Origin of the sequence: Rheinheimera riviphila (assembly GCF_004005945.1) — a bacterium.
In the GTDB taxonomy this organism is placed as follows: domain Bacteria; phylum Pseudomonadota; class Gammaproteobacteria; order Enterobacterales; family Alteromonadaceae; genus Pararheinheimera; species Pararheinheimera riviphila.
Window position 1 is genome coordinate 12206 of the sequence record NZ_SACS01000017.1, and the last position, 21101, is coordinate 33306.

12 protein-coding genes are annotated in these 21101 nt (G+C 57.4%); 1 reads left to right on the plus strand and 11 read right to left on the minus strand.

Going from position 1 to position 21101, the window contains the following annotated elements; genetic code table 11:
* Nucleotides 1-79: 79 nt before the first annotated feature.
* From EOE67_RS14680 to EOE67_RS14715, 8 genes are read right to left on the minus strand one after another with little or no spacing between them, the layout of a single operon-like run.
* Nucleotides 80-2305 carry an AMP-binding protein gene (locus tag EOE67_RS14680; RefSeq protein ID WP_127700090.1) on the minus strand — a complete coding sequence of 742 codons (2226 nt, stop codon included), beginning with the start codon at nt 2303-2305 and terminating at the stop codon, nt 80-82.
* A gap of 23 nt (nt 2306-2328) precedes the next feature.
* The gene (locus EOE67_RS14685; protein WP_164852353.1) at nt 2329-3183 is read right to left on the minus strand and encodes a siderophore-interacting protein; all 855 of its coding nucleotides are present in this window, start codon (nt 3181-3183) and stop codon (nt 2329-2331) included.
* 11 nt (nt 3184-3194) lie between these two features.
* Nucleotides 3195-9569, minus strand: coding sequence for a condensation domain-containing protein (locus EOE67_RS14690; RefSeq protein ID WP_127700092.1), 6375 nt, complete (start codon nt 9567-9569; stop codon nt 3195-3197).
* Nucleotides 9570-9612: 43 nt separating this feature from the next.
* On the minus strand, nt 9613-10350 hold the full coding sequence (locus EOE67_RS14695) for an SDR family oxidoreductase (RefSeq protein ID WP_127700093.1): 738 nt from the start codon (nt 10348-10350) through the stop codon (nt 9613-9615).
* A complete protein-coding gene (locus EOE67_RS14700) occupies nt 10344-13580 on the minus strand; it encodes an AMP-binding protein (RefSeq protein ID WP_127700094.1) in 3237 nt (1078 codons plus the stop codon). Before EOE67_RS14700 ends, EOE67_RS14695 begins: the two co-directional genes overlap by 7 nt.
* Nucleotides 13580-14479, minus strand: a complete 900-nt coding sequence (locus tag EOE67_RS14705; RefSeq protein ID WP_127700095.1) for an isochorismatase — start codon at nt 14477-14479, stop codon at nt 13580-13582. Before EOE67_RS14705 ends, EOE67_RS14700 begins: the two co-directional genes overlap by 1 nt.
* Complete coding sequence (locus EOE67_RS14710) at nt 14479-16101, minus strand: (2,3-dihydroxybenzoyl)adenylate synthase (RefSeq protein WP_276317447.1); 1623 nt, start codon at nt 16099-16101, stop codon at nt 14479-14481. The genes EOE67_RS14705 and EOE67_RS14710 overlap by 1 nt, the downstream gene beginning before the upstream one ends.
* A complete protein-coding gene (locus tag EOE67_RS14715) occupies nt 16101-17354 on the minus strand; it encodes an isochorismate synthase (protein ID WP_127700096.1) in 1254 nt (417 codons plus the stop codon). Before EOE67_RS14715 ends, EOE67_RS14710 begins: the two co-directional genes overlap by 1 nt.
* A gap of 136 nt (nt 17355-17490) precedes the next feature.
* On the opposite strand from EOE67_RS14715, the gene EOE67_RS14720 reads away from it, so the two are divergent.
* A complete protein-coding gene (locus EOE67_RS14720) occupies nt 17491-18735 on the plus strand; it encodes an MFS transporter (protein ID WP_127700097.1) in 1245 nt (414 codons plus the stop codon).
* 56 nt (nt 18736-18791) lie between these two features.
* Here the strand turns inward: EOE67_RS14720 and EOE67_RS14725 are convergent, their stop codons facing one another.
* From EOE67_RS14725 to EOE67_RS14735, 3 genes are read right to left on the minus strand one after another with little or no spacing between them, the layout of a single operon-like run.
* Nucleotides 18792-20465 (minus strand): PepSY-associated TM helix domain-containing protein, encoded by a 1674-nt coding sequence (locus EOE67_RS14725; RefSeq protein ID WP_127700098.1) that lies wholly within the window; start codon nt 20463-20465, stop codon nt 18792-18794.
* Complete coding sequence (locus EOE67_RS14730) at nt 20462-20761, minus strand: hypothetical protein (protein WP_127700099.1); 300 nt, start codon at nt 20759-20761, stop codon at nt 20462-20464. Before EOE67_RS14730 ends, EOE67_RS14725 begins: the two co-directional genes overlap by 4 nt.
* The gene (locus EOE67_RS14735) at nt 20748-21020 is read right to left on the minus strand and encodes a hypothetical protein (protein ID WP_127700100.1); all 273 of its coding nucleotides are present in this window, start codon (nt 21018-21020) and stop codon (nt 20748-20750) included. The genes EOE67_RS14730 and EOE67_RS14735 overlap by 14 nt, the downstream gene beginning before the upstream one ends.
* Nucleotides 21021-21101 lie beyond the last annotated feature (81 nt).

Consider the following 21101-nt stretch of genomic DNA (forward strand, 5'->3'; position numbering starts at 1 on the left):
ATCGGGGCTGAAATTCACTTCCTTAAATAGTTTGGGTATCGATCACAAATTGTCACCATCGTCACAATCCGTGTAAAGCCTACACCGTTTGCAAACACAAGCTACGTTGTAATGCCTGTTTGTCAGTTTTGCCGCTGGAGTTACACGGCAGACTGTCCAGCCAGAGCAATTGTGGCCGCATATAGGTTGGCAGCAGCGCCGTGAGCTGAGTGCGGATATGGGGTTCCTGAGTTTGTTCGCCGACCAGACAGGCTAGCAGCCGATCCGGTTCGCGCAACAACAATACTGCGCAGTCATACACCGCGCTTTGCTGACGCAATACGGATTCTATTTCACTGAGTTCAATGCGATGACCCCGCAGTTTGATTTGATCGTCAAGTCGGCCCAGATACTGATAGCGATCTGCCGTTAATTGCCTGACCAAATCACCGCTGTGATACCAGCGCACGCCATCGGCGGCGGTGACAAAACGCTGTGCGGTCAATGTGTCTTGCTGCCAATAGCCGTCAGCCAGTGCCGGGCTTGCAATCAATAATTCACCGACCATCCCGGCGCGGGCACGACCTCCATCACTGCACAGAACCCGGTGGCGGTAGCCGGGCAAGGACGGGCCCAGCACCGGCGTTTCTGGTGTTTCGGCCATCATCGACCAGATGGTGGCTTCAGTCGGTCCGTAACAGTGCAACAAGCGGCCGCAGCGTTTTTTCAGCTGGCTGATGAGTGCAGTATCCAGTGCCTCGCCGCCGGCAAGGACAGTCAAATCAGCTTGTCCTTGCCAGCCTGAAGCCAGTAAAGCCCGAAACAGCGTTGGGGTTCCCTGTAGCAAATCGACACCGGCCAATAATGCAGGTTCGGCCGCTAGTGCCCGGTTTTGTTGCTCTGCCAGCAAGCGCAGCCGGGCGCCACAATACAGCGGCAACAGCAGTTCCAGCAGCGAGATATCAAAACCGACACTGGTATGGGCCAGCACCCGCTGCGTTGGTTGTAACGCTGTGCGCTCGGCAGCTGCGGCCAGAAAAGTACTGAGTGCCTGACGGTTCAGCATCACCGCTTTGGGCGTGCCGGTGCTACCGGACGTAAACATCAGATAAGCCAGTGCTGTGCTGCGGGTCGGTTGCAACAGCGGTATCGTATTGACCGCATGATGTGGCAGCGTAGCCACCGGGATTGTAGCTACTGGGATTGTAGTTACTGGGAGTTTAGTTACCGGGATTGTAGGCAGTGCCATGGCAGGCGTCAGTCGGTCACTGAGCAGTAACGCCGGTTGTAATTGAGTCAGCTGTTGCTGCAGGCGTAGCGCCGGTAATTGCCGATCGAACGGCACAAAGGCACAACCGGCAAACAAACATGCCAGACAAGCGGCCAGTTGTGACGGGCCACGCGCCAGATCCACCGCCACAATGGCTCCCAAAGGCAAATGGGAGATCTGGTGTTGCCAGGCCGCGACCAGTCCACTCAGTGCTTTGGCGGACCAATGTTGTTCACCCCATTCCAGCGCAAACTGACTGTGCTGCAGTTGCTGAAACAAAATTGTGACCGCGCAAGGTGGCTCGATTGCAGCGGCCAGCACGCTGGCGGATGCGTCGGTATCATCCCGATAAAACCCTTCGAGCAGCGCCTGTTGTTGCAGGGGCGACAACAGCGGACCGGCGAGCTGCTGTTGCCCGCCTGGTACATCAAGCAGACACAGACCCTGCGCCACTGCGGCGATGACCAGCTGCGCTTGCGCCAGACAAGCGGGCAAGGGCAGTGTCAGAAACAACAACGCGGTTGGATTGTCACTGCAAAGCGTGGTGGCAATAGCGGGTGTCAGCTGTTCCTGTTGCAGCGTTAAACCGGGGGCGGTGTTGTAAAAAAGTTCTACCGGTTGCAGCACACTATGCTGTAGCTGGTGGCGCAGCCGCGATAATGGCAGCGATGGCCAGCCGGATTTGCTGGTGGGCAGGAATTGGGCTGGATCCGTCTGCGGGAGCAGCGGTTTGTGCCCGCTCGGTGCTGTGGCTGGCACGGTCGCTAAGGCTTGCCACAGCCCATTCAAATCACAGTGCTCTGGCTGCCAGCTCAGCAGCAACCAGCAGCTCTCACCCTGTTGCCAGATCTGCAGAATGGCCGGAATTTGGTGCTGCTTTTGATGTTGCAGTACAGTGCGCGCTTGTTGCTGCCACAAGGAGCGCAGCAGGCGGTGCTGGCCAAATTCAACCGCTGCGTCGGGCAATTGTTGCTGCCAAAGGGCGACAATTGCCGCCGCAGTGGGGGCAGATATCGCCGCGGACAACTGCAGTATGGTGTTGGTGTTGATCATCATTCAGATCCCTGAAAATTGCAAAGTCAGGCTCCGGCGACCGGAGCATTATCGTCCATCACCTGATGCCGTGGCATTTCGTATGCAGCTTCATCAAGTCCGGCGCGCCAATAAGGAATGGCATAAAGCTGCTCACGTTGCAGCGGCAGCTGATGACGCAGGTAGCGGCGCAATTGCAGTACTATCTGTTCTTCACCGGCCAGCCAGATGGAACTGCCCGGTGCCGGTAATGGTGCGGCTTTGACGGTGTCGATCAGCAATGCGGTTTGCTGATAGTTGCCGACCAGCCAGTGGCAAGTTACCCGGACCGGCACCTTCAGTTGCGGAATGTCGTCGTGGCTGCTGACCAGACAAAACACCGTCCCTTGTGCATCTGCTGGCAGCTGTTCGAGCATGGCGCAGATCGCCGGTAAGGCGGTCATATCGCCGACCAGTAAAAACGGCAGGTTTGGCGGCAACATCGGTTGCGGGCCACCCGGCAGCGACAAGGCGCAATAGTCGCCGCGCTTGCAGTGCAGGGCGAAACGGCTGGCCGGGCTACTATCGCCATGGATTGCCACATCGATATCCACTTCCGCCAGCTCAGGCCGGTGTGCCCGCACTGTGAACGTCCGGACATCAGGTTTTAGTGCCTGATCCGGCCATACCGGGCCATGTTCGCCAAACACCGGCAGCAGCGGTTGCAGTTGGCCTGGTTTTGGCAACAACAGTTTGACATGGCAGGCCGGCCAATAATGCGGAGGTTCGGCAAGGGCGGAGCCGGTCAGGGTAATACGCCGCAAATTGGCGGATACCGGTTGGCTCTGCACAACCTGCACCAGCCGTATTCTGGCTGGCGCCTGCGGCACAGGTCTGTGGCGCTGTTCCTTAAGCTGTTCCATATGCGGCTCCATTAAAAACTCTGTTGGTTAAGTTCGGTCTGCCGACAGCGTCGCAGCACTCTAAGCAATTGATACAAAGTGTCTGCCTGTTCAAACAGATCAACCGGCAGCTCACAGGCAAACGTCTGCGCCAAGCGGGTGCGTAGCAACACTTTGTGCAAAGAGGTCAGTCCCAGTTGCTGCAATGGCTGCGCCGCTTGTGAAGGGCGGATCTGTAGCTCGGCCGGCAGCAAACACAACAGTTCAGTCAGTCCCGGTGGTTCCTGCAAACTGATCTCCGCCACTGCGGCGTGGTGAGCGCTCTGTGTGCCGGTTGCCGCATCAAAGCACAGCGGTTGCCAGCTCTGGCCACGACACAATTCACGACACAATTGCCAGACGATACCAACCCAGGCATCGAGCAGCTTTTCTGCCAGGGTTGGGTCGACCTGGTCCGGATCCAGATAACAGGCAAACAGCAACTGGCCGCCGTGATCGGCCATGCTGACGCCTAGCGGTAATTCCACCGGCTCGTGCGGCTCGCCGATCAGCTGTGGCCGCAGCAGCGCGTCCACTGACGGCGATGGCTTGGGGTAGTTTTCATATAAAAATACCGATTCATACCAGCTGTGGTTGCGGCTTTGCACTTGTAGCAGCGGGCAAGCCGGATGCGCGTTGGCTGACAGCAATTGCTGTTGTAGTTGCTGCAAGCCGTTGCTATGGCTGTCTACTTCCCGCCAGTCCAATAACAACGGCACTGTGTTGTTGTACAGGCCAACACTCTGCCCAAGTCCGGCGACTGGCAGATCCCGCCCAGCCACCACATAACCACAACAGCTGATCGGCTGGCGGCTGTGCTGTTGCAGCAACAGATGCCAGCTGTACAGCCCGAGCACACTCGGAGTGATGCCCTGTTGCTGGCAAAACAGCTGCAATTGCTGACTGTCCGCGACCGGCTGTAACCGTTGCAAAGCGAGCTCCCGGCGCTGGCGGGGGGTGGGCAGGCGCAGATCCACCGCCAGGTATTCAGATAGTGGATAACCAGGGTGGGGTCGTTGCAGTTGTTGTTGCCAATAAGCGGTCGTGGTTTTTTGCGTTTGTTCCAGCAGCCGCCGGTACGGCAGATAAGCCTGATCGGGCGCAGCGGGCACCATCTGGCCAAGTTGCAGCTGCTGGTAATGCTGCTGCACACTGCTCATCAGGTTTGGCATACTCCAGCCATCGGTTATGGCATGGTGCATCAGCAGTAATAGCACATGGTGGCTGGCGGAGATCTGCAGCAACTGCAGTTTCAGCAACGGGGCTGTATCCAGACGCAAGCCAGTGCTGAGTTGCTGCACCGCCTGTTGGCTGATCCATTGCTCTTTCTGCTGCGACTCCGCCTGCTGTAATGCAGCTGGTAGTTCGTGCTGATGCCATGGGATCTGCACGGTCTGTAGCACCAGTTCCAGTGGTTGTTGCTGCCAGTAGAGGCAGCTGCGTAGTGCCGGATAACGGTTGGTCTGGGCTTGCCATGCCTGCTGATAACCAGCAGCGTCAAAAGCACCATGGAAATCGAGGCGGATTTGTTGATGGTAAGCCCGGTCGTGCGGGTCACGCAGTGCCAGCGCCAGCATACTTTGCTGCAGCGGTGTCGCCGCGAGTACCGTCTGCAGCGGATATTGCCGTTGTAACAGCGCCAGTTCAGTGCTGGTGGTCGGCGCGGTTGGCATATCGCCGGGCGTCAGGCGTTTGCCCCCCAGCGCCAGTGTGGCGGCTTCGGCCAGCACTGCCTGGATTTCACGTTGCAATAACTCCAGCAAATGACTGTTGGCGATGCCGGCAATACCGCCGATCTGCCGCAGCTGCAACTGACCGTCGACGACCGCGCCGTGCAGGCTGATCAGCTGCCGGTGCTGGTTGTCAGTGGCAATGGTGCGCAGCGGCTCTGCCAGTCGCAGCGGACTGAAGCAAAGCCGGTCGGCCTGCCCGTGATTCTGGCCATTATGTTGACCTGCAGCCGGATCCGCGCTGCTGAGCACACCATGGTAATTGAGGACCACCGGCGGCAGCGTCAGCTGATGGGTCGGTTCGCTGGCCCATAATAAAAAGCCGATCCCCTGATCGGGCAACAGTCGGCGCTGATCTTTGGCAGCGGTCAGCATCTGCGAAAAAGCTGTGGTGGTATCGACCAGCACCGGCGTCAGACTGCTGAACCAGCCGACGCTACGGCTTAGATCCAGCGCGCTACCATCGGCAGCTGTCAGGGCATGACGGCCGTGACTTTCCAGCGCCAACAACGGTTTTTCACAGATCGCCAGCTGCGCCAGTGTGCGGGCGATCGCCAGCAACAGCAGATCCGCCGGATCGGTACCCAGCGGCTGATGCAAGGAACCCAGCAACAATGCAGTGTGTTCTGTATTGAGCGTCAGCGTGGCCGGCTCTGGCTGAGTCGCTGGCGTGGCGCGATAAGGCAGGGCATTTTGACAAAGTTGGCGGTATAACGTCAGTTGCGCGCCGTGTTGCTGCCGATAAGCCCGCAGCTGTTCGCCCCACTGCCGGTAACTATGGGTTTTGCTGGCCAGACTTTCACTACGGCAAATTCGGCGCAGATCGGACAACAACACCGGCCAGGACAGCGCATCAATCAGCAGATGGTGGCAGATCAGCAGCAATACATCGTGACCCTGCGGCAGCTGGCTCAGCGACGCAGCCTGAGTTGCCGCGGTGATGGCGCTATTCCGTCGCAGCGCATCGGCACCCCCGCGCCACAGCACGGCCCGGCAGAGGCTGCCATGTTGGCCGGTCGACGACAGCGCAAACTGTTGCAGTTCGTTGCTTTGCTGTACCAGTTCGGCAGCATTGAGGCTGTGAGCATCCAGTTCCAGCAGCTCAATGGGGATACCGGCGTAGTGTTGGGTGCCCGCCGCTGGCTGCACTGCAAGACCGAGTACGTCATGCTGTGCCAGTAATTGATCCAGAAAATGGCGCCATTGGCCGCTGGCGAATACCGGGACTGCACATAACACCGCCTGATTAAAGTATCCCGGGTTTTGATACTGTTGATCGAAAAACCAGCGCTGCACCGGCTGTAGTGGAAATTCGCCGGTTAACACACCCTGTTCGCCTAACGACAGCTGCCGTCGTTTCGGATCGGCCAGCAACTGCGCCAGCTGGCGCACGGTACGCTGTTCAAACAGATCCCGCACTTCACACTGATAACCCAGTTCCCGGACAAGGCCTGTGAGGCGGATACTGCGCAGCGAATCGCCGCCGATGGCAAAATAATCGGCATCGGCACCATACTGGCCGGGCAGGACCTGTTGCCACAGTTGCAGCAGTTTTGCTTCCAGCAGCGCCAGCGGTTCGGTTTGGGAACTGAGATGTTGTGAAGGTTCCGGCAGAGCCGCCACATTTATTTTGCCATTGCTGGTCAGTGGCAACGTTTGCAGCCAGATCAGCCGGGCTGGCAGCAGATAAGGCGGCAGTTGCCGGGCGAGTTGTCGCAGTACCGCTTCTGCATCCGGCGCCTCGCCATCACAGACCGCGTAAGCACACAGCTGCTGCTGGCGGATCAGCACGTGGCACTGTCGCAGCGTCGGCACCTGTTGTTGCAGTGCCTGCAGGATCTCCTGTGGTTCAATCCGGTAGCCCCGCAACTTCAGCTGCTGATCACGCCGGCCCAGAAACTCCAGCTGACCGTCACCATGGCGACGCACCAGATCGCCGCTGCGATAGATCCGCAAGGTTGGATCTGCGGCATAAAAACCACGGCAGAAACCACCGGCTTCAGGGGCGACTTGTAACTTGTCACCCTGCCAGTAACCGAGTGCCAGTTGTGGCCCGGCCAGCACCAGTTCACCCGCCATGCCCGGTGCGCAGTGCTGACCCTGTTCGTTCAGAATAAATGCCTGAATGTGACGGATCGGCGCACCAAGCCCAACACTGCGATCGGCGCGCACTTCATCACAAAATGCGGTCACTGTGGCTTCGGTCGGGCCATAGAGGTTAAATAGCCGCTGCTGCGGGAATCGCTGGATCAGGCCAGCCGGACAGGCTTCACCGCCAAAAATCAGCGACTGACAAGCGCCCAGTTGCCTGGTATCCAGCACCTGTAACAAGGCCGTCGGACAGATCAGATGCTGGATGTCATGCTGTTGCAATAACGCCGGCACCTGTTCAGCGCTGCCAAGATACAGGCTGCTGCCTGCATACAGCGCCAGCAGCGCCGCCATATGACCGGCATCAAAGGCCAGCGTCATCGGCGACAACAGTGTGCTGCCGGGTGCCACCCTAAATCGTTGTTGGTGGTCTGACAACAAGCGGTTAAAGGCCTGCGGGCACACCGCGACGCCCTTTGGCTGCCCGGTGCTGCCTGAGGTGTAAATCAGGTACAGCGGCTGGCCGGGCGCATAAGCCGGAGTCATTGTCGCCGTGAGCATGGCCGGTTGGGCCGCGGCCAACTCTGGCAGGACACCTGACCAGTCAAGTCGTGGTCCTGACCATAACAACGGCTCGCCGCTGGCTTCCAGCTCAATCAGTAATACCGGACTGGCGTCACTGAGCAGTTGCCCCAGCCGTGCGGCCGGTTGTTTTGGTTCCAGCGGCAGGTACGTCAGGCCTTCGGCTTGCGCCGCCAGGATCAGCGTCAGCAGCGTGGCAGATGGCGCCCCCAGCAGCGCCAGCCGGTCGCCTGCGACTAATCCTTGTTGTTGTAGCCGCAGTCTGGCCTGTGCTACTTCTGTTGCAAGAGCTGCGTAGCTGAGCCGGCGGCTACCGTCGTCAATTGCCAGTTGTTGCGGTTGCGCTGCGGCCCATTGAGCCAGTCGTTGCAGCGGCGGATCCGGGAGCTGGGATTGGCTCAAATCAGCTGCGTTGCAAGCGGGATCTGCAGTGGCTGCCAGCTGATAATGACCTATCGGCCGCTGTGGATCGGCCAGCAGTTGGTCGAAACACAGCTCCAGCGCCGTCGCCATGGCTTCCAGCGTTGGCAGCGCAAACAGGTCGGTACTGAACAACCATTCGATCCGCACATGCTCCGGTGTTTCAGTCAGTTTAATCGCCAAATCGGTTTTAGCCGGTAAGTCCGGCAACACCTGATCACGGCCTTTGATCCCCGGCAGCAGTTCGTCAAACTCAACCATCGCCTGATAAATCAACATGATTTGAAACAACGGATTTGCTGAAGGGCTACGTGCCAGTTGCAACGCCTCGGGCAAGACTTCAAAGCGTTGGATCTGATGGTCAAAGGCGGCCAGGTCGGTGGCCAGCACATACTGCAGAAATTGTACAAAGCCCAACTGCTGGTCGAGCTGAGTGCGCAGCAGCAACGTATTGACAAAAAAGCCAATCAGCTCATCGACATCGCTGCGATCCCGCGCCGCGATCGGTGTGCCGATCAGCAGGTCGTTGTCACGGCTGTAGTGGTGCAGCAGCAATGCAATCAACGCATGGACGCCTATAAACGCCGTTGCGCCTTGTTGTTGACACAGCTGCTTAAATTGTTGCCAGCGTGCATTGGGTAAATAACTGAAATGTACCTGGCCGGCACTCGATAACACCGCCGGGCGCGGATAATCAGTCGGGATACTATGCAAAGCGCTGATCCCCGCCAGTTGCTGCTGCCAGTACGGCAGGAACAGCGCCTGATAGTCAGTGCAGGCGCTGGAACGTTCAAAACGGGCATAATCGATAAAGGTCAGTGCCGGTGGCGCCGGCATCTGTCGTTCCCCTTGCTGGTACGCTGCCATCAGCTGACGCAACCGGCCAAACAGTTTTTTAATCGACCAGCCGTCTGAAATCAGATGGTGTTGGGTAAATACCAGCACATGCTCTGTTGGTGTCAGTTTGATCAACACCACCCGGCTGAGCTGACCTGACGTCAGGTCAAATGGCGCCCGGATGTCGAGGCTGAGCAGTTCCTGTAACTGCTGTTGCTGGACATCGGAGGCGAGGGCACTGAGATCAAGTTGTTGATACAGCAGCGGACAGTCGGTTGGAGCTAAAATCTGCTGCAATGGCTCGCCGTCAGCGTCCTGTCGGAATGCGGTGCGCAGGCCGGGTTCATTATAATGCAGTGCCAGAAAAGCCCAGTGCAACGCGGTGCTGTCCAGCGTGCCATAAAGCCGGAAATGGATCGGCATGTTGTACATGGTCAGGCCTTCACTTTGCTGGCTGAGAAACCACAAACCACTTTGTGATGATGTCAGCGGGCCGGTGTCGGCGCCACTGACCGTCAGCGGCAGTTCAAAGCGGGCGCGGGCGGCCAGGGTGTGTTGCAGACCGGTTTTTTGTGCCTTGATCAAGGCCGCAAGGTCGGCGTTGATGGCACCGGGGCGTGCTTTGGAAGTCAACTGCCCGGCGTCGTTTAACGCCAGCAGAATGCCTTGTCGCTCCAGACTGGCCAGCAACGTAATAGGGTCTTGCATCGGATACTCCTGCCAGCCTTGGCTGGCGATGTAAGCAAAAGGTTCAGGCGCCAAGTGTGGCGCCACCGTCGATCACCAGTTCCTGCATGGTGATGTGGCTGGCCTGGCTAGACACCAGAAACAGCGCGGCTTGCGCCACCTGGCTGGCGTCTGCGATCCGGCCAAGCGGAATACCAAGGCGGAATTTAGCGGCATCGCCACCAAGCGTGCGCGCCCGATCTTCCGGCTGTTGCCAGAGCTGATGCAGCATCGCGGTGTCGGTGGATCCGGGCGACAATACATTGCAGCGCCCGCCGCTGGCGGCCAGTTCCAGCGCCAGGGTTTTACCAAAATGGGCCAGCGCCGCTTTGGCTGCACCGTAAGCTGCCATGCCGAGTCGCGGTACCCGGCCGGCATTGGAGGCAATCAACACCACCGCCGCATTACCCTGGTGTTGCCAGTGCGGCAGCAGCGCGCGGCACAGATAAAAGGCGCTGTCGGCGTTGACGGCAAAAGTCTGGCGCCACTGCGCATCGCTGGTGTCCGAGATCGCGGCCGGATGTAGCACACCGGCGGCGTGGATCAGCAGATCCGGCAATTGTGGTTGCGCCTGACAAAAGGCCGTGACTGCGGCGCTGTCGGTTAAATCAAGTTGGATGATGTCAACGCCGACGCCAGCATCAACACCGACACACCGGTCCAGCCCGAGCACCGCAAAACCATCGGCTTTGGCCTGTGCCATTAATGCCTGACCAACACCACCGGCGGCACCGGTGATCCATAACAGCGGCGGCTTTACCATACCAGCTCCTCCGCTGAGTCCTGGTGCTGCAGGTTGTCGATGTGATCGGCCAGCTGTTGCAAGGTCGGATGATTAAAAGCATCAGACACTTTCAGGTGCAGGCCAAGCTCACGCGACAGCCGGTTCATCACCTGAATGGTTTGCAGCGACTGACCGCCCACCGTGAAAAAGTTATCCTGCGGTTGCAATGCCTGGATGCCGAGCACTTGCCGCCAAATCTCAGCCACCTTGGCTGCGGTGCCGCTGAGATCACTGGAACCGTTGTTGTCATTGCGGCTCTGCTCAGCCGGCAAGGTGCGTAGCAGGGCTTTGTCGACCTTGTTGTTGCGATTGAGCGGCAGTGCTGGCAACAAGGTAAAACGCGATGGGATCAGCGCCGCAGGCAGCGTTTCGGCCAGATAGCGGCGTAGCTCGGCCGGTAGCTCCGCTTGCTGTGCCGGGGTCAGATCGGTGTTGCAGACCAGCCAGGCCTGCAGATAACGCTGCTGGTCGTTACTGATCCCCAGCACCACCGCCTGTTGCACTGCGGGATGGCGGCACAGCGCCTGTTCGATTTCACCGGGTTGGATCCGATACCCGGACAGCTTAAATTCGTCGTCCTGTCGGCCGCAGTAATAAATCAATCCATCTTGCAGCTGCACGGCATCGCCGGTGCGGTACAGTCGTTGGATCTGGTCGCCGATAAGCAACTGCTGATGGGCGGTGGTTTGGCTCGCTGCTGCGGACAGCCCCACATAACCGGCGCTGACGGTAGGTCCGAGCAACACCAATTCACCACTGGCGGCCGGGCGGTCGTGGCGGTCGAGCACCAGTGCCTGCACCCCTGGTAACGGTGTGCCGATTGGCAACAGCGCGTCGGGTTGCCAATGACTGACGTCCTGACACAGCGCGACGACTGTGGTTTCGGTCGGACCATAGCTGTTGATCAGCGTCACCGGCTGCGACCGCGCTACTTGCTGTTGCCACTTGGTCAGCAGCTCAGCTTTGAGCGCTTCGCCGCCGACAATCACCTGCCGCAGTGTCGGCGGCAGTGTCGGTGGCAGTGCCCCGGTGTTTTGCTGCGTTTCTGTATCCTGCAGCGACAGCACCCATTCATGGAAAAATGCCGTGGGTAAGTCGGCGACGCTGATGCGCTGCCCGGTTAATAACGCCTGAAAATCGGCCATCGACTGCAGGGCAGCGTCATCCCGCAATACCAGCGTGGCGCCGACACTCAGACTGACAAAAATTTCTTCAATGCTGGCGTCAAAGTGCAGCGGTGCGAATTGCAACACCCGATCCTGCGCCTGCCAGCCATAGCGCTGAGCGGCCGCCATCACAAAATGGCTGAGCGCACCGCGATGAATTGGAACTGCTTTTGGGACACCACTGGAGCCTGAGGTAAATAACAAATACGCCTCATCGTTGGCGCTGGCCTTGTTGCTTATTTTGTTGCTTACTTTGTCGCTTACTTTGTCGTACGGCAGCGTTGATGGACCATCTGCCAGGTCGGTTGTCAGCGCACTGAGTCGTTGCACCGCCGGCTGTTCCGGCAGCTGTGCAGCCAACTGCTGGGCGAGTTGCCAGGTTTGATCTTCGCAGATCAGCAGCTGCGGTGTTGCCAGCGCCAATTGCTGTTGCAAGCGGGCTGGCGGTACTGTGACATCCAGCGCGACAAAGCTGTAGCCGCCGGCCAGGCAGGCCAACAGCAGCGCGATGGTGGCGGGCTGGCGCGACAACAGCAGGCCAATCCGGCTCTGTGCCGGCAACGCCTGCTGCTGTAATGCGTGGTGATAGTGTGCAACCTGTTGCCACAGTGCCTGATAACTAAGCTCTGCAGACTCCGCACTGCTTTTGGCACTGATCGCACAGTGCTCACCACGTTGCTGCACCTGCCGGGCGATACTCTGCAAAATATCCGGTGCAGCAGAGGCTTCAGTCCCCAGCAGCGCCGCAGCGCGCGCTTTGGCCAGAAGTTGCTGGTTGGTATTGATCAGCGTGGTATCCGGCGCCGCCAGCTGCGCGTCCAGCAGCTGAAAAAACAGGCAACGTAGTTCGGCCAGGGTGTCGTTGCTATAACAATTTGGATTGGCGTCAAAATCCAGCAACGGCGGCGCATCGCCTTGTAAATAGACTTCGAGGATCAGATCTTCCACCGTGCCGGTGACCAGATGCAAAGTTCGCGATGCCACATCGCCAAAAGTTGCGGCATAATCAAATGGCATAATATTGACCAGTGGGCCATACAGCCTTTCTGACACCTTATGCTGGTCGCGTTTCATCTCTTCATAACGATAAGACTGATACGGCCTGAGCTCGCGTTTGCGCCGGGCCAGTTGCTGTGCCAGGCTCAGCAACGTCTCGCCTTCGATATCGGCAAACAGCGGCACGATGTTGGTATGCATACAAGGCACCTGCAGCGCTTTGCTGCCGATGCGGTTCATCATTATCAGCCCAAGGCACAACCGGTTTTCGCCGCTGTAGTACTGCAACAAGGCGCTGAGACTGGCCAGCAGCAGATCAGGCCAACTGATCCGATGTTGCTCAGCCAGTTGCTGCAATTGTTGCCACTGTGTGCGACTCAAATGCTGCGACTGGCGCAAATAATAAGGCTGTAGTGCCCCCGTGCCTGTAACAAAAGATACCGGCTGTGGCCAACTGGCACATTGCTGTTGCCAGTATTGGGCCGAGAGCTGTTTCTGTTGCTGCCACTGCTGTTCTTCTTCGAACACTGCGGCCATGCTGCCAAAGGGGCAGGCCGGAATGCTGTTGCCGTTCAGCAAGGCATTGTAAATCACCGCCACCCGGCGAAACAAAATGGCATTGCCATACCCATCCAACGCAATATGGTGTGACATGTTGAACAAATAATCCTGGGCCGGTGCGCGAAACAGCACAAAGCGGATAGGCAGGTTGCGGCCGAGCTCAATGGGTTGCAACACCTGGGCACGGGCATATTCGGTAAAAAAATCCCGGTCGCGCGGTCCGTCCAGCACTAATTCGTCAATCTGCAATGGCAGATCCGTGTGTTCCCGCCAGGCACTCAGGCTGTCGTCAGCCGTGTCAGCCAGATAGAGACAACTAACGACCTCGGCTTCACCGACCGCCTGACGTAACGCCTGACACAGCAGATCGGCGTTAATTTTACCGGCAAAAGCGATGCATTCGGCGGTGTTGTACAAGGCACTCTGGCCGTTCATTTGCTGGCCGAGCCAGATGCCCTGCTGGGCCAGGGTCAATGGCTGCTTCATCAGACGGCCTCAGCCAGCACAATTTGCTGACGTTGCAACAACGCCAGCCAGGCATTGAGGGTGGGTTGTTCGGCCAGATCGATAAAATCGACCGCTAACCCTTGTTCACGCCATTTGGCAACGATGGCCATGATTTGCACCGAATCGATGCCATAGTCCAGCAAGTTGGCGTCGGCTGAAAATTCGGCGACATCATCCGCCACCAGGTGCAGCACATGGGCCGTCAGACTGTTTGAATCAAGCAAGGTTAATTCTCCTTCAGAGCAAAGCTGTTGGCTGAAAAATGCGGTGGGCAATATCACGGCCGCGCGTCCGGCCAGGTAATGTAAGGCGTGCAGATGGCTGGCGAGGTCAAAATCGGCGATGGCATCGGCAATCACAAAAGGCTGGATATCGCGCATAAAAGCATCGACAGCCGTGGTCTGGATGCCGATATGTGCATAAATGCCACAGATCAGCAGTTGGTCGCGGCCACATTCTTGTAACAGTTCCTGCAACGGACTTTTGGCAAAGGCGCTGTAGCGCCATTTGGTCAGGACAATGTCATCGGCACGTGGCGCCAGTTCGTCGACAATCGCGGCCAGCGCCGGATCGGCAGCTGTGAGACCAGGCCCCCAGATATCATTGAGCAGCGCCCGATCGGCCGGTGCTTGTTCGGCCGGCTGCGCGGTGTAAATCACCGGGATTTGTTGCTGGTCAGCATAGTGACGCAGTTGCAGAATATGCTGCAGCAAGGTGCGTAACAGTGGGCAATCAGCGGCATAAAACCGGCAGAAATACTGCTGCATATCATGGATAAGTAATGCCGCACGGCCGGGTTCGGGTTGCCAGTGCGCCTTGTTGCGGGGCAATTCAGCCGCTTGTGGCAGCGGATACGACAAAATACGGGGGATAGTCATCAGGTTTCCTCAATAGTAGGGAAGATTGTGGCGTACAGGGCGCGTAATGCGGGTTTGTCAGTTTTACCGACGGCGGTGAGTGGCAGCTGGTCACTGCATTGCACTTTGTCCGGAATTTTGAAATCAGCCAGGCCTTGCTCCCGCAAAAAGCGGCGCAGGCTCACGGCTGTCGGCGTTGGCCGTTGTGGATCGCACACCAGCACCGCCAGACTTTTTTCGCCCAGCAGCAGATCCGGAATGCTGATCACCGCAGCCTGACGGACTGCCGGGTGTTTCAGTAACTCAGTTTCGACTTCGGCGGCGGCAAACTTTTCACCACCACGATTGACCTGATCTTTGAGTCGGCCAACCACCTGTAACAAGCCGTCGGGGCCTTCCCGCACTAAATCGCCGGTGCGGTAAAAACCGTCGGCGGTAAAACTGTCTTCACCCCCTTGCCAGTAGCCGCAGATGGTATAAGGACCGCGGGTTTGCAGCTCGCCAGGTTCACCGCGCTGAACGATGTTCCCAACGGCATTGACGATGCGGATCTCATCGAGTTTGCTCATTGGCCGACCCTGATAATGCCAACGCAGCGTTGGCGGATCGGTCAGCGCGGTATAATTGACCAGCCCTTCCGCCATACCGTACACCTGCTGCACGATGCAGCCGAATTGTTGCTCCAGCGCTTGCGCCAGTGTTGGCGACAAGGCAGCTCCGCCAATTTGCAGCACCTCCAGCACCGGGCGCGGCAGATTTTCCGGCGCATCCAGCCACAGTCGGGCTGCGGCTGGTACCAGTGCCGCCCAGTTCACCTGATGCTCGCGGATCAGCGCAAAACAGCTGCTGGCTTCCGGACTCGCGGCCAACACCAATGTACCGCCGGCGCAAAACACACCAAGGGCTCCAGGAGAACTCAGCGCAAAATTGTGCCCGGCCGGCAGCGCACATAAATAACGCAACTGCGGGGTCCATTGACACACGGCGACGCTGTCCCGTACGCTGCAGGCGTAGTCGCGATGGGTTCTGGGAATCAGTTTTGGGATGCCGGTACTGCCGCCAGAGAGCTGAAATAAAGCCAGTTCCTGTTGCAGTTGTGGCGCTGGATCTGCTGCTGTAGAAAGCGCTGGCAAGATGGTGCCCGGTTGGAAAAAGTCCGGCAGCGGATTTGCCAGCGAATGGCTGCCCAGGCAATAACGCTGCGGGATATCAGCCAGGCCATCCGGCAGTTGGTTCCCGCTAAATAACGGATGACGACTGTCAAACACCAACAACGCCGGTTGTAGCTGCAGCGCAAATTCCCGGAGTTCTTTGCGACCATGCCGGTACAGAGCATTGAGTGGCACCAGACCCGCCTGCCAGCACGCGATCAGTACCAGATAAAACTCGGCGCAGTTGCCAAGCTGTACCAGAACCGGTTGCCCGGCTTGCAATCCTTGCTGCTGCCATAATCTGGCTAGTTGTGTCGCGGCCTGCCACAGTTGTCGGTAGCTTAGTTGGCGGTCGCGGCAAATCAGCGCGATCTGCTGCGGCCTATGGTGCGCCTGTTGCCAGCACCAGTAATGCAGTGGCTGATCCTGCCAGGCCCCTTGTTGCTGATAAAGTGCAGCGCGGGCCGTTGGCCACTGAGTAAAATGCCCCATCAGCAGGCCTCCGTCAGTTCTGGCAGGCCAAGCGCCCCCAGCATAGTGGCAAACTTGGCATTGGTTTCTGCCAGCTCCGCAGCTGGCTCGGAAGCAGACACAATACCGGCGCCGGCGTACAGGGTCAGTTGACCGGCTTTGGCACGGGCACAGCGGATCATCACCTGCCATTGGCCATTGCCAGCCAGATCCTGCCAGCCGACAGCACCGCAGAAAAAATCACGCTGATAGGTTTCGATTTGACGAATAGCCTCCCGCGCGGCGGCGGTGGGCTGGCCACAGACAGCTGCTGTCGGGTGCAGCAGTTGTAAAATATCCAGCGATGGGATGTCGGCGTTGACAAGCTCGGCTTGAATGTCGCTGGCCAGATGCCAGAGCCGGCTGGTCGCAAGCAAAGACGGCTCGGCCGGCACCTGCAATATTTTGCAGTACGGTGCCAGCACTTCGCTGATCTGTTGCACCACCAACTGATGTTCATAGCGGTCTTTTGGGCTGTGTCGCAACACCTCAGCCTGGGCCTGGTCTCGCGTCAGATCCGTCAGATCACGACGACAGGTGCCCGCCAGTGGCTGGGTGCGGATCTGATTGCCATGGCGCGCCAGCAGCAACTCCGGGCTGGCGCCAAACCACACCTCACCTCCCGGCAACGGTACGGCAAAAGTGGCGGCGCCGGGGTTTTGCTGCAGTAACGACAGCAGACAATCAGCCAGGTCCAGTTGTTCGCTGTGGCATTCAATGGCACGGCCAAGCACCAGTTTTTTCAGCTTCGGTTGTTGCAGCAGTTGCACGGCCTGGCGCACCTGGCGGGTAAATTCAGCAGCCTTGTTGTGTCCCAGCCGCAGCGGCGCAGAAGTTTTGGCTTGTTGCTGCAGCCGTGTGGTCAACTTATCCGCGCCGATACGCTCGACCTGACGTGGGATCAGAAAACTGGCGTTCTGACCGGGATCAAAGGGGATCAACTGGATCAACACCGGCTCGACCACGCCATCAGCTTTGGCTGCGGCCAGCTTGTCCTGCAATAGAAGGGCAAGCCCAGGACTGTTCGTAGGCAGCTGAAACTGGGCATAACAACCATGGGTCAGCAGAAATTGCGAACCTGCCGCCACAATACAGCTTTGTGCTGGCAGATAACCCTGGAGCAATTTGCTGTCAGTCCAGCGGGGATTACCGGAAGGGGCCAACAGCATGTTGTCGGCAGCCGCAAGATCGTCAGTTAGTTGTGACGCACTGCAACAGATGTCGGCAGGGCACATCGCATACTCCTTTATACAAATGAGAATCAATACTATTTATGTTGTTGCAAATGATAATGGTTCGCAATAGTATCAGTAAAGCAATTTTCCATACGAAAATTTGATATTTTTTACTTAAATTTGATAAGGAAGCCTGATGTCGCAAGAAAACACCGCTGAATATGGACCTCTGCACAGCTTTGTCTGGCTGGCTGTTGCTATCCATCTGGTATCGCTGGGTGGTTTTATGATGCTGATGCCGCTTGGTCCCGACTTGACCCGCAGCCTGCAATTACCCAGTGACCAGATTGGGTTGCTCACCGGCTGGGCCACGCTGGTCGCCGCAGGTTGTGGTTTGCTGGCAGCGCCCTGGCTGGATAAAGCCAACCGGCGCACGGTGTTGCTGGTTTGTCTGGGGGGGAAATCGCTGTTACTGGCCTTGGCGGCCCAGGCTGAGCAACTGAGCAGCCTCTATCTGAATTATCTGCTGTCGGCCGCATTAGCCGGGCCTTTGTCTGCAGTGTTAATGGCGGCAGTGCTGGATTTAACGCCGGGACCACAGCGTGGCCGGGCGATGGCTTTGCTGGGAGCCGCTTTTCCACTCGCCGCTATTTTGCTGGTGCCGTTGGCTTTGCAGACGGCAATCTGGCTGAGCTGGCGCTGGTCCTTTGGATTATTTGTTGTGGCAGGTTTGTTGTTGTGTCTGGCTACATTAAAGTTGATGCCGTCGTTGCCCGGCCATGCCAGTGCCGGTCTTGCCAGTATGCGTCAGTTGCTGCGTCAGCGCGATTGCCAGCTGGCGGCGGCCTTAATCGCGCTGACCATGGCCGGGCATTTTCTGCTGATCCCCAGTCTGTCGGCTTATTTTCAGTTTAATCTGGGCTTTGCCAGGGAGCAGATCAGTCTGCTATACGCCGTGGGTGGCGTCGTTAGTCTGCTATTACTGCAGTTCACCGGACGATTGGCCGATCAAGGTTATCAATCGTGGTTGGTATTTGGCTGCAGCGCTCTGATGGCATCTGCTGTTTTGGCTGGTATTGTCTGGCCGCTATTGTCGGTGTGGTTGTTCTTTTGTTTACTGATGTCGACCAGTGCCGTACGCAGTGCAGTGCTGATGAGTAGTTTCAGCGAAATCCCAGCGCCGATGCAACGTGCAGCCTTTATGTCGTTGCTCGGTACCGTATCCAATCTGGCAGCTGGGGCGGGCAGCGTATTTGCTGCTGCTTGGCTCGGCAATAACGCGCAGCAGCTGACCGGTTTTGCCGGTCTGGGTTTCATCAATGTGTTGGCGATTGCTGGTTCGTTGGTGATCTGGGGATTGTATTTGCGTGAACGGCAGAAAATCGCGGCAGCTGCAGCACAGGCAACCGCCTTAAAAGAAGCGAGCGAACAACCTGCATGAACCACGCCGAGTCGCCGGATCTCCCCGGCGACTATTGCTGATCAATGTAAGAATGTTTAAGAATGAACGGGCGCGGCGGCGGCTTCTGACTTCGCTGGCGCAGACCACAGGCTGTGCAAGCTAGCATTGTGTTGACGTTGCCGGGTTTTGTACGCCGCAAAGGCAAAGATGGCAGCAAACAGCAGCGCCATCAGATCAACGCCAACAGTACTGCTAAAAGCAGACAAGTCCGGCTGACGCCATTGCAGATATAAACTGGCAAATGGCAATGCCGCACAGCTGACCGTTAACAGCAACAAACCCTGATAAGCCGCGCGGGCGGCACCTTGCCAGAAAGTCCAGATCATAAAAACCACGAACACGCTGTAGTAGCTGACTAAATAGGCATAGTTGAGGTTGCTGCCTAAAGTGCCAGGCCAATTCCCGCCCAGCCCATACCCGCCCAGCAGTTTACCGCTCAGCAATGTCAGCACCACCGCCAGCATCGAGCCCAGGCAAACACCAACGGTCAGTGCGGCCATGATCCGGGTACTGCGGCTGACTTGTTGCTGTTTCTGACTGCGTTTATCCAGCCACAACAGATTGCCGCTGTAAAACAAAAAGGCACCAAACAGGCCCATCACAAAATAACCCCAACGGCCCCAGTCGCCGGCATAACTGCCATAATGCAGCGCAAACAAGCCCATCACCGTTTTGCCATAGTCTGCGCCTGGCTGATTGGAAAAAGTAAATGGTTGAATTTCAAGGGTATAAGGATGCATGTATAAATAATCGGCATCAGGGCCACGCACCATCCCGTCCGGGTTCAGCATCTGAATAATCACCACGGGTGATGGCGAGGTCAGTCGCATGTAACTCAGGTGCACCGGCTGATGCGCCGGACTGTACGCCTGCGCCGCAGCCAGCTGTTGTGCCAATGGCGGCAGACTGGCGACATCATAGCTTTGGCGTGGTGGCTCGCCTTGGGCAAACATTGGCGTATCGCCATAAAATGGTCCTAGCCCGTCATAAATTAAATCGTGAAAGGCAAACACAATCACCGTCCAGGCGATGATCAAATGAAACGGCAAGCTGGCGATGCCAACCAGATTGTGGCTGTCGAGCCAGAAGCGGCTGCTGCCTTTGCTGGTTCTGAGCGCAAAAAATGTTTTGGTTAGGGTCGGTAGCAGGATCACCACCCCTGATACTAACGCCAGAAAATACAGCACTGCGGCAATGCCCAGCAGATAAACCCCTGCCTGATCATGGCCAATTTCGCCGCCAATGCCAGCGCTTCGATGCAGATAATCCAGCAGATCGGCAAAGCGGTTTTCGGTGTGCTGTTGCAACACGATTTGGTTCGGCTGGCTCGACGCGTCCTGTTGGTTCGGCGTAACCAGCCGGGCTTCGGTCAGCTGATTGTCCAGCAGTAATCCACGCGCGTTGCCCTGACTGTACCAGCGGATCACCGGTGCACTTTCGCGTAAATCCAGGGTAAAACCAGCCTGCAGCGCCGGTGCCGGTTGCTGTAACGTGGTATCTAACAAGGTCTGCCAATCGCTCAGCGAAGCAGGCGTCGGATTGTCGGCTCCGGCCGCAGATAACGCCGGGCTGATCCACTGCTGCAACTGATGTTTAAACATGGTCAGACTACCGGCGTAAAAACCGATAAACAACAATAAACCGGCGCAGATGCCGGTCCAGGTATGTAAGCTTTGGTAAGTTCGTAAAATGTCAGCCCTGACTTTCATGCCAGACTCCGTAATAGAAAAAAGCTGCAATACAACAGGGCGGTAATGCTACCAAGCACTATCCAGGCACGTCGGCCGCTTGGAAATAGATAAACCCCGGCCAAAATTACCAGCCAGACTGGCGTCACCAGCCACATTGCAAACTGAGTTTTGTCGCCAGACTCAATCGCACCCGGGCCATACCAGACAAAAAAGCCAACACAAGCAAAAGCGATGGCTAAACCAGCAAAAACACCGGCCAGTGTTTTTTGCAGCCAGTCTTTTTTGGGGGAAGAGGTTCGGTCAGGTCTCGTCATGACGGCCTCCGGCACGGAATAAAGTGGCAAAAGGCAGCAGCATCAACCACAACATCAACAGCAATAAGCTGAAAAATATCGTGGTGGACATACTGAATTGCAACGCGGCCGTCGTCGTTGCCGCAACAGCCGCCAGAGTGCCAACGTGCCGCCAACGGCGCGACAGTGGTTTTTTTAGTAAACGTTGGTGTCGGTTGCTGCCATACCACAGTAGAACAGCAATAAACAGCAAGACGATGACCAGGATTAATTTCAGCATCACAAGATCCTTTTGAAAACGTGCCGATTTTAATGTAAATAGGAATGATTCGCAATTGATATGTTAAAATGTTTGTGCTAC

Coding starts and splice junctions, on each gene's coding strand:
- EOE67_RS14705 (WP_127700095.1), bottom strand. CDS start 14,479: ATGACTATCCCCCGTATTTTGTCGTATCCGCTGCCACAAGCGGCTGAA.
- EOE67_RS14710 (WP_276317447.1), bottom strand. CDS start 16,101: ATGGGGCATTTTACTCAGTGGCCAACGGCCCGCGCTGCACTTTATCAG.
- EOE67_RS14735 (WP_127700100.1), bottom strand. CDS start 21,020: ATGCTGAAATTAATCCTGGTCATCGTCTTGCTGTTTATTGCTGTTCTA.
- EOE67_RS14725 (WP_127700098.1), bottom strand. CDS start 20,465: ATGAAAGTCAGGGCTGACATTTTACGAACTTACCAAAGCTTACATACC.
- EOE67_RS14680 (WP_127700090.1), bottom strand. CDS start 2,305: ATGATGATCAACACCAACACCATACTGCAGTTGTCCGCGGCGATATCT.
- EOE67_RS14685 (WP_164852353.1), bottom strand. CDS start 3,183: ATGGAACAGCTTAAGGAACAGCGCCACAGACCTGTGCCGCAGGCGCCA.
- EOE67_RS14700 (WP_127700094.1), bottom strand. CDS start 13,580: ATGAAGCAGCCATTGACCCTGGCCCAGCAGGGCATCTGGCTCGGCCAG.
- EOE67_RS14720 (WP_127700097.1), top strand. CDS start 17,491: ATGTCGCAAGAAAACACCGCTGAATATGGACCTCTGCACAGCTTTGTC.
- EOE67_RS14690 (WP_127700092.1), bottom strand. CDS start 9,569: ATGCAAGACCCTATTACGTTGCTGGCCAGTCTGGAGCGACAAGGCATT.
- EOE67_RS14695 (WP_127700093.1), bottom strand. CDS start 10,350: ATGGTAAAGCCGCCGCTGTTATGGATCACCGGTGCCGCCGGTGGTGTT.
- EOE67_RS14715 (WP_127700096.1), bottom strand. CDS start 17,354: ATGTGCCCTGCCGACATCTGTTGCAGTGCGTCACAACTAACTGACGAT.
- EOE67_RS14730 (WP_127700099.1), bottom strand. CDS start 20,761: ATGACGAGACCTGACCGAACCTCTTCCCCCAAAAAAGACTGGCTGCAA.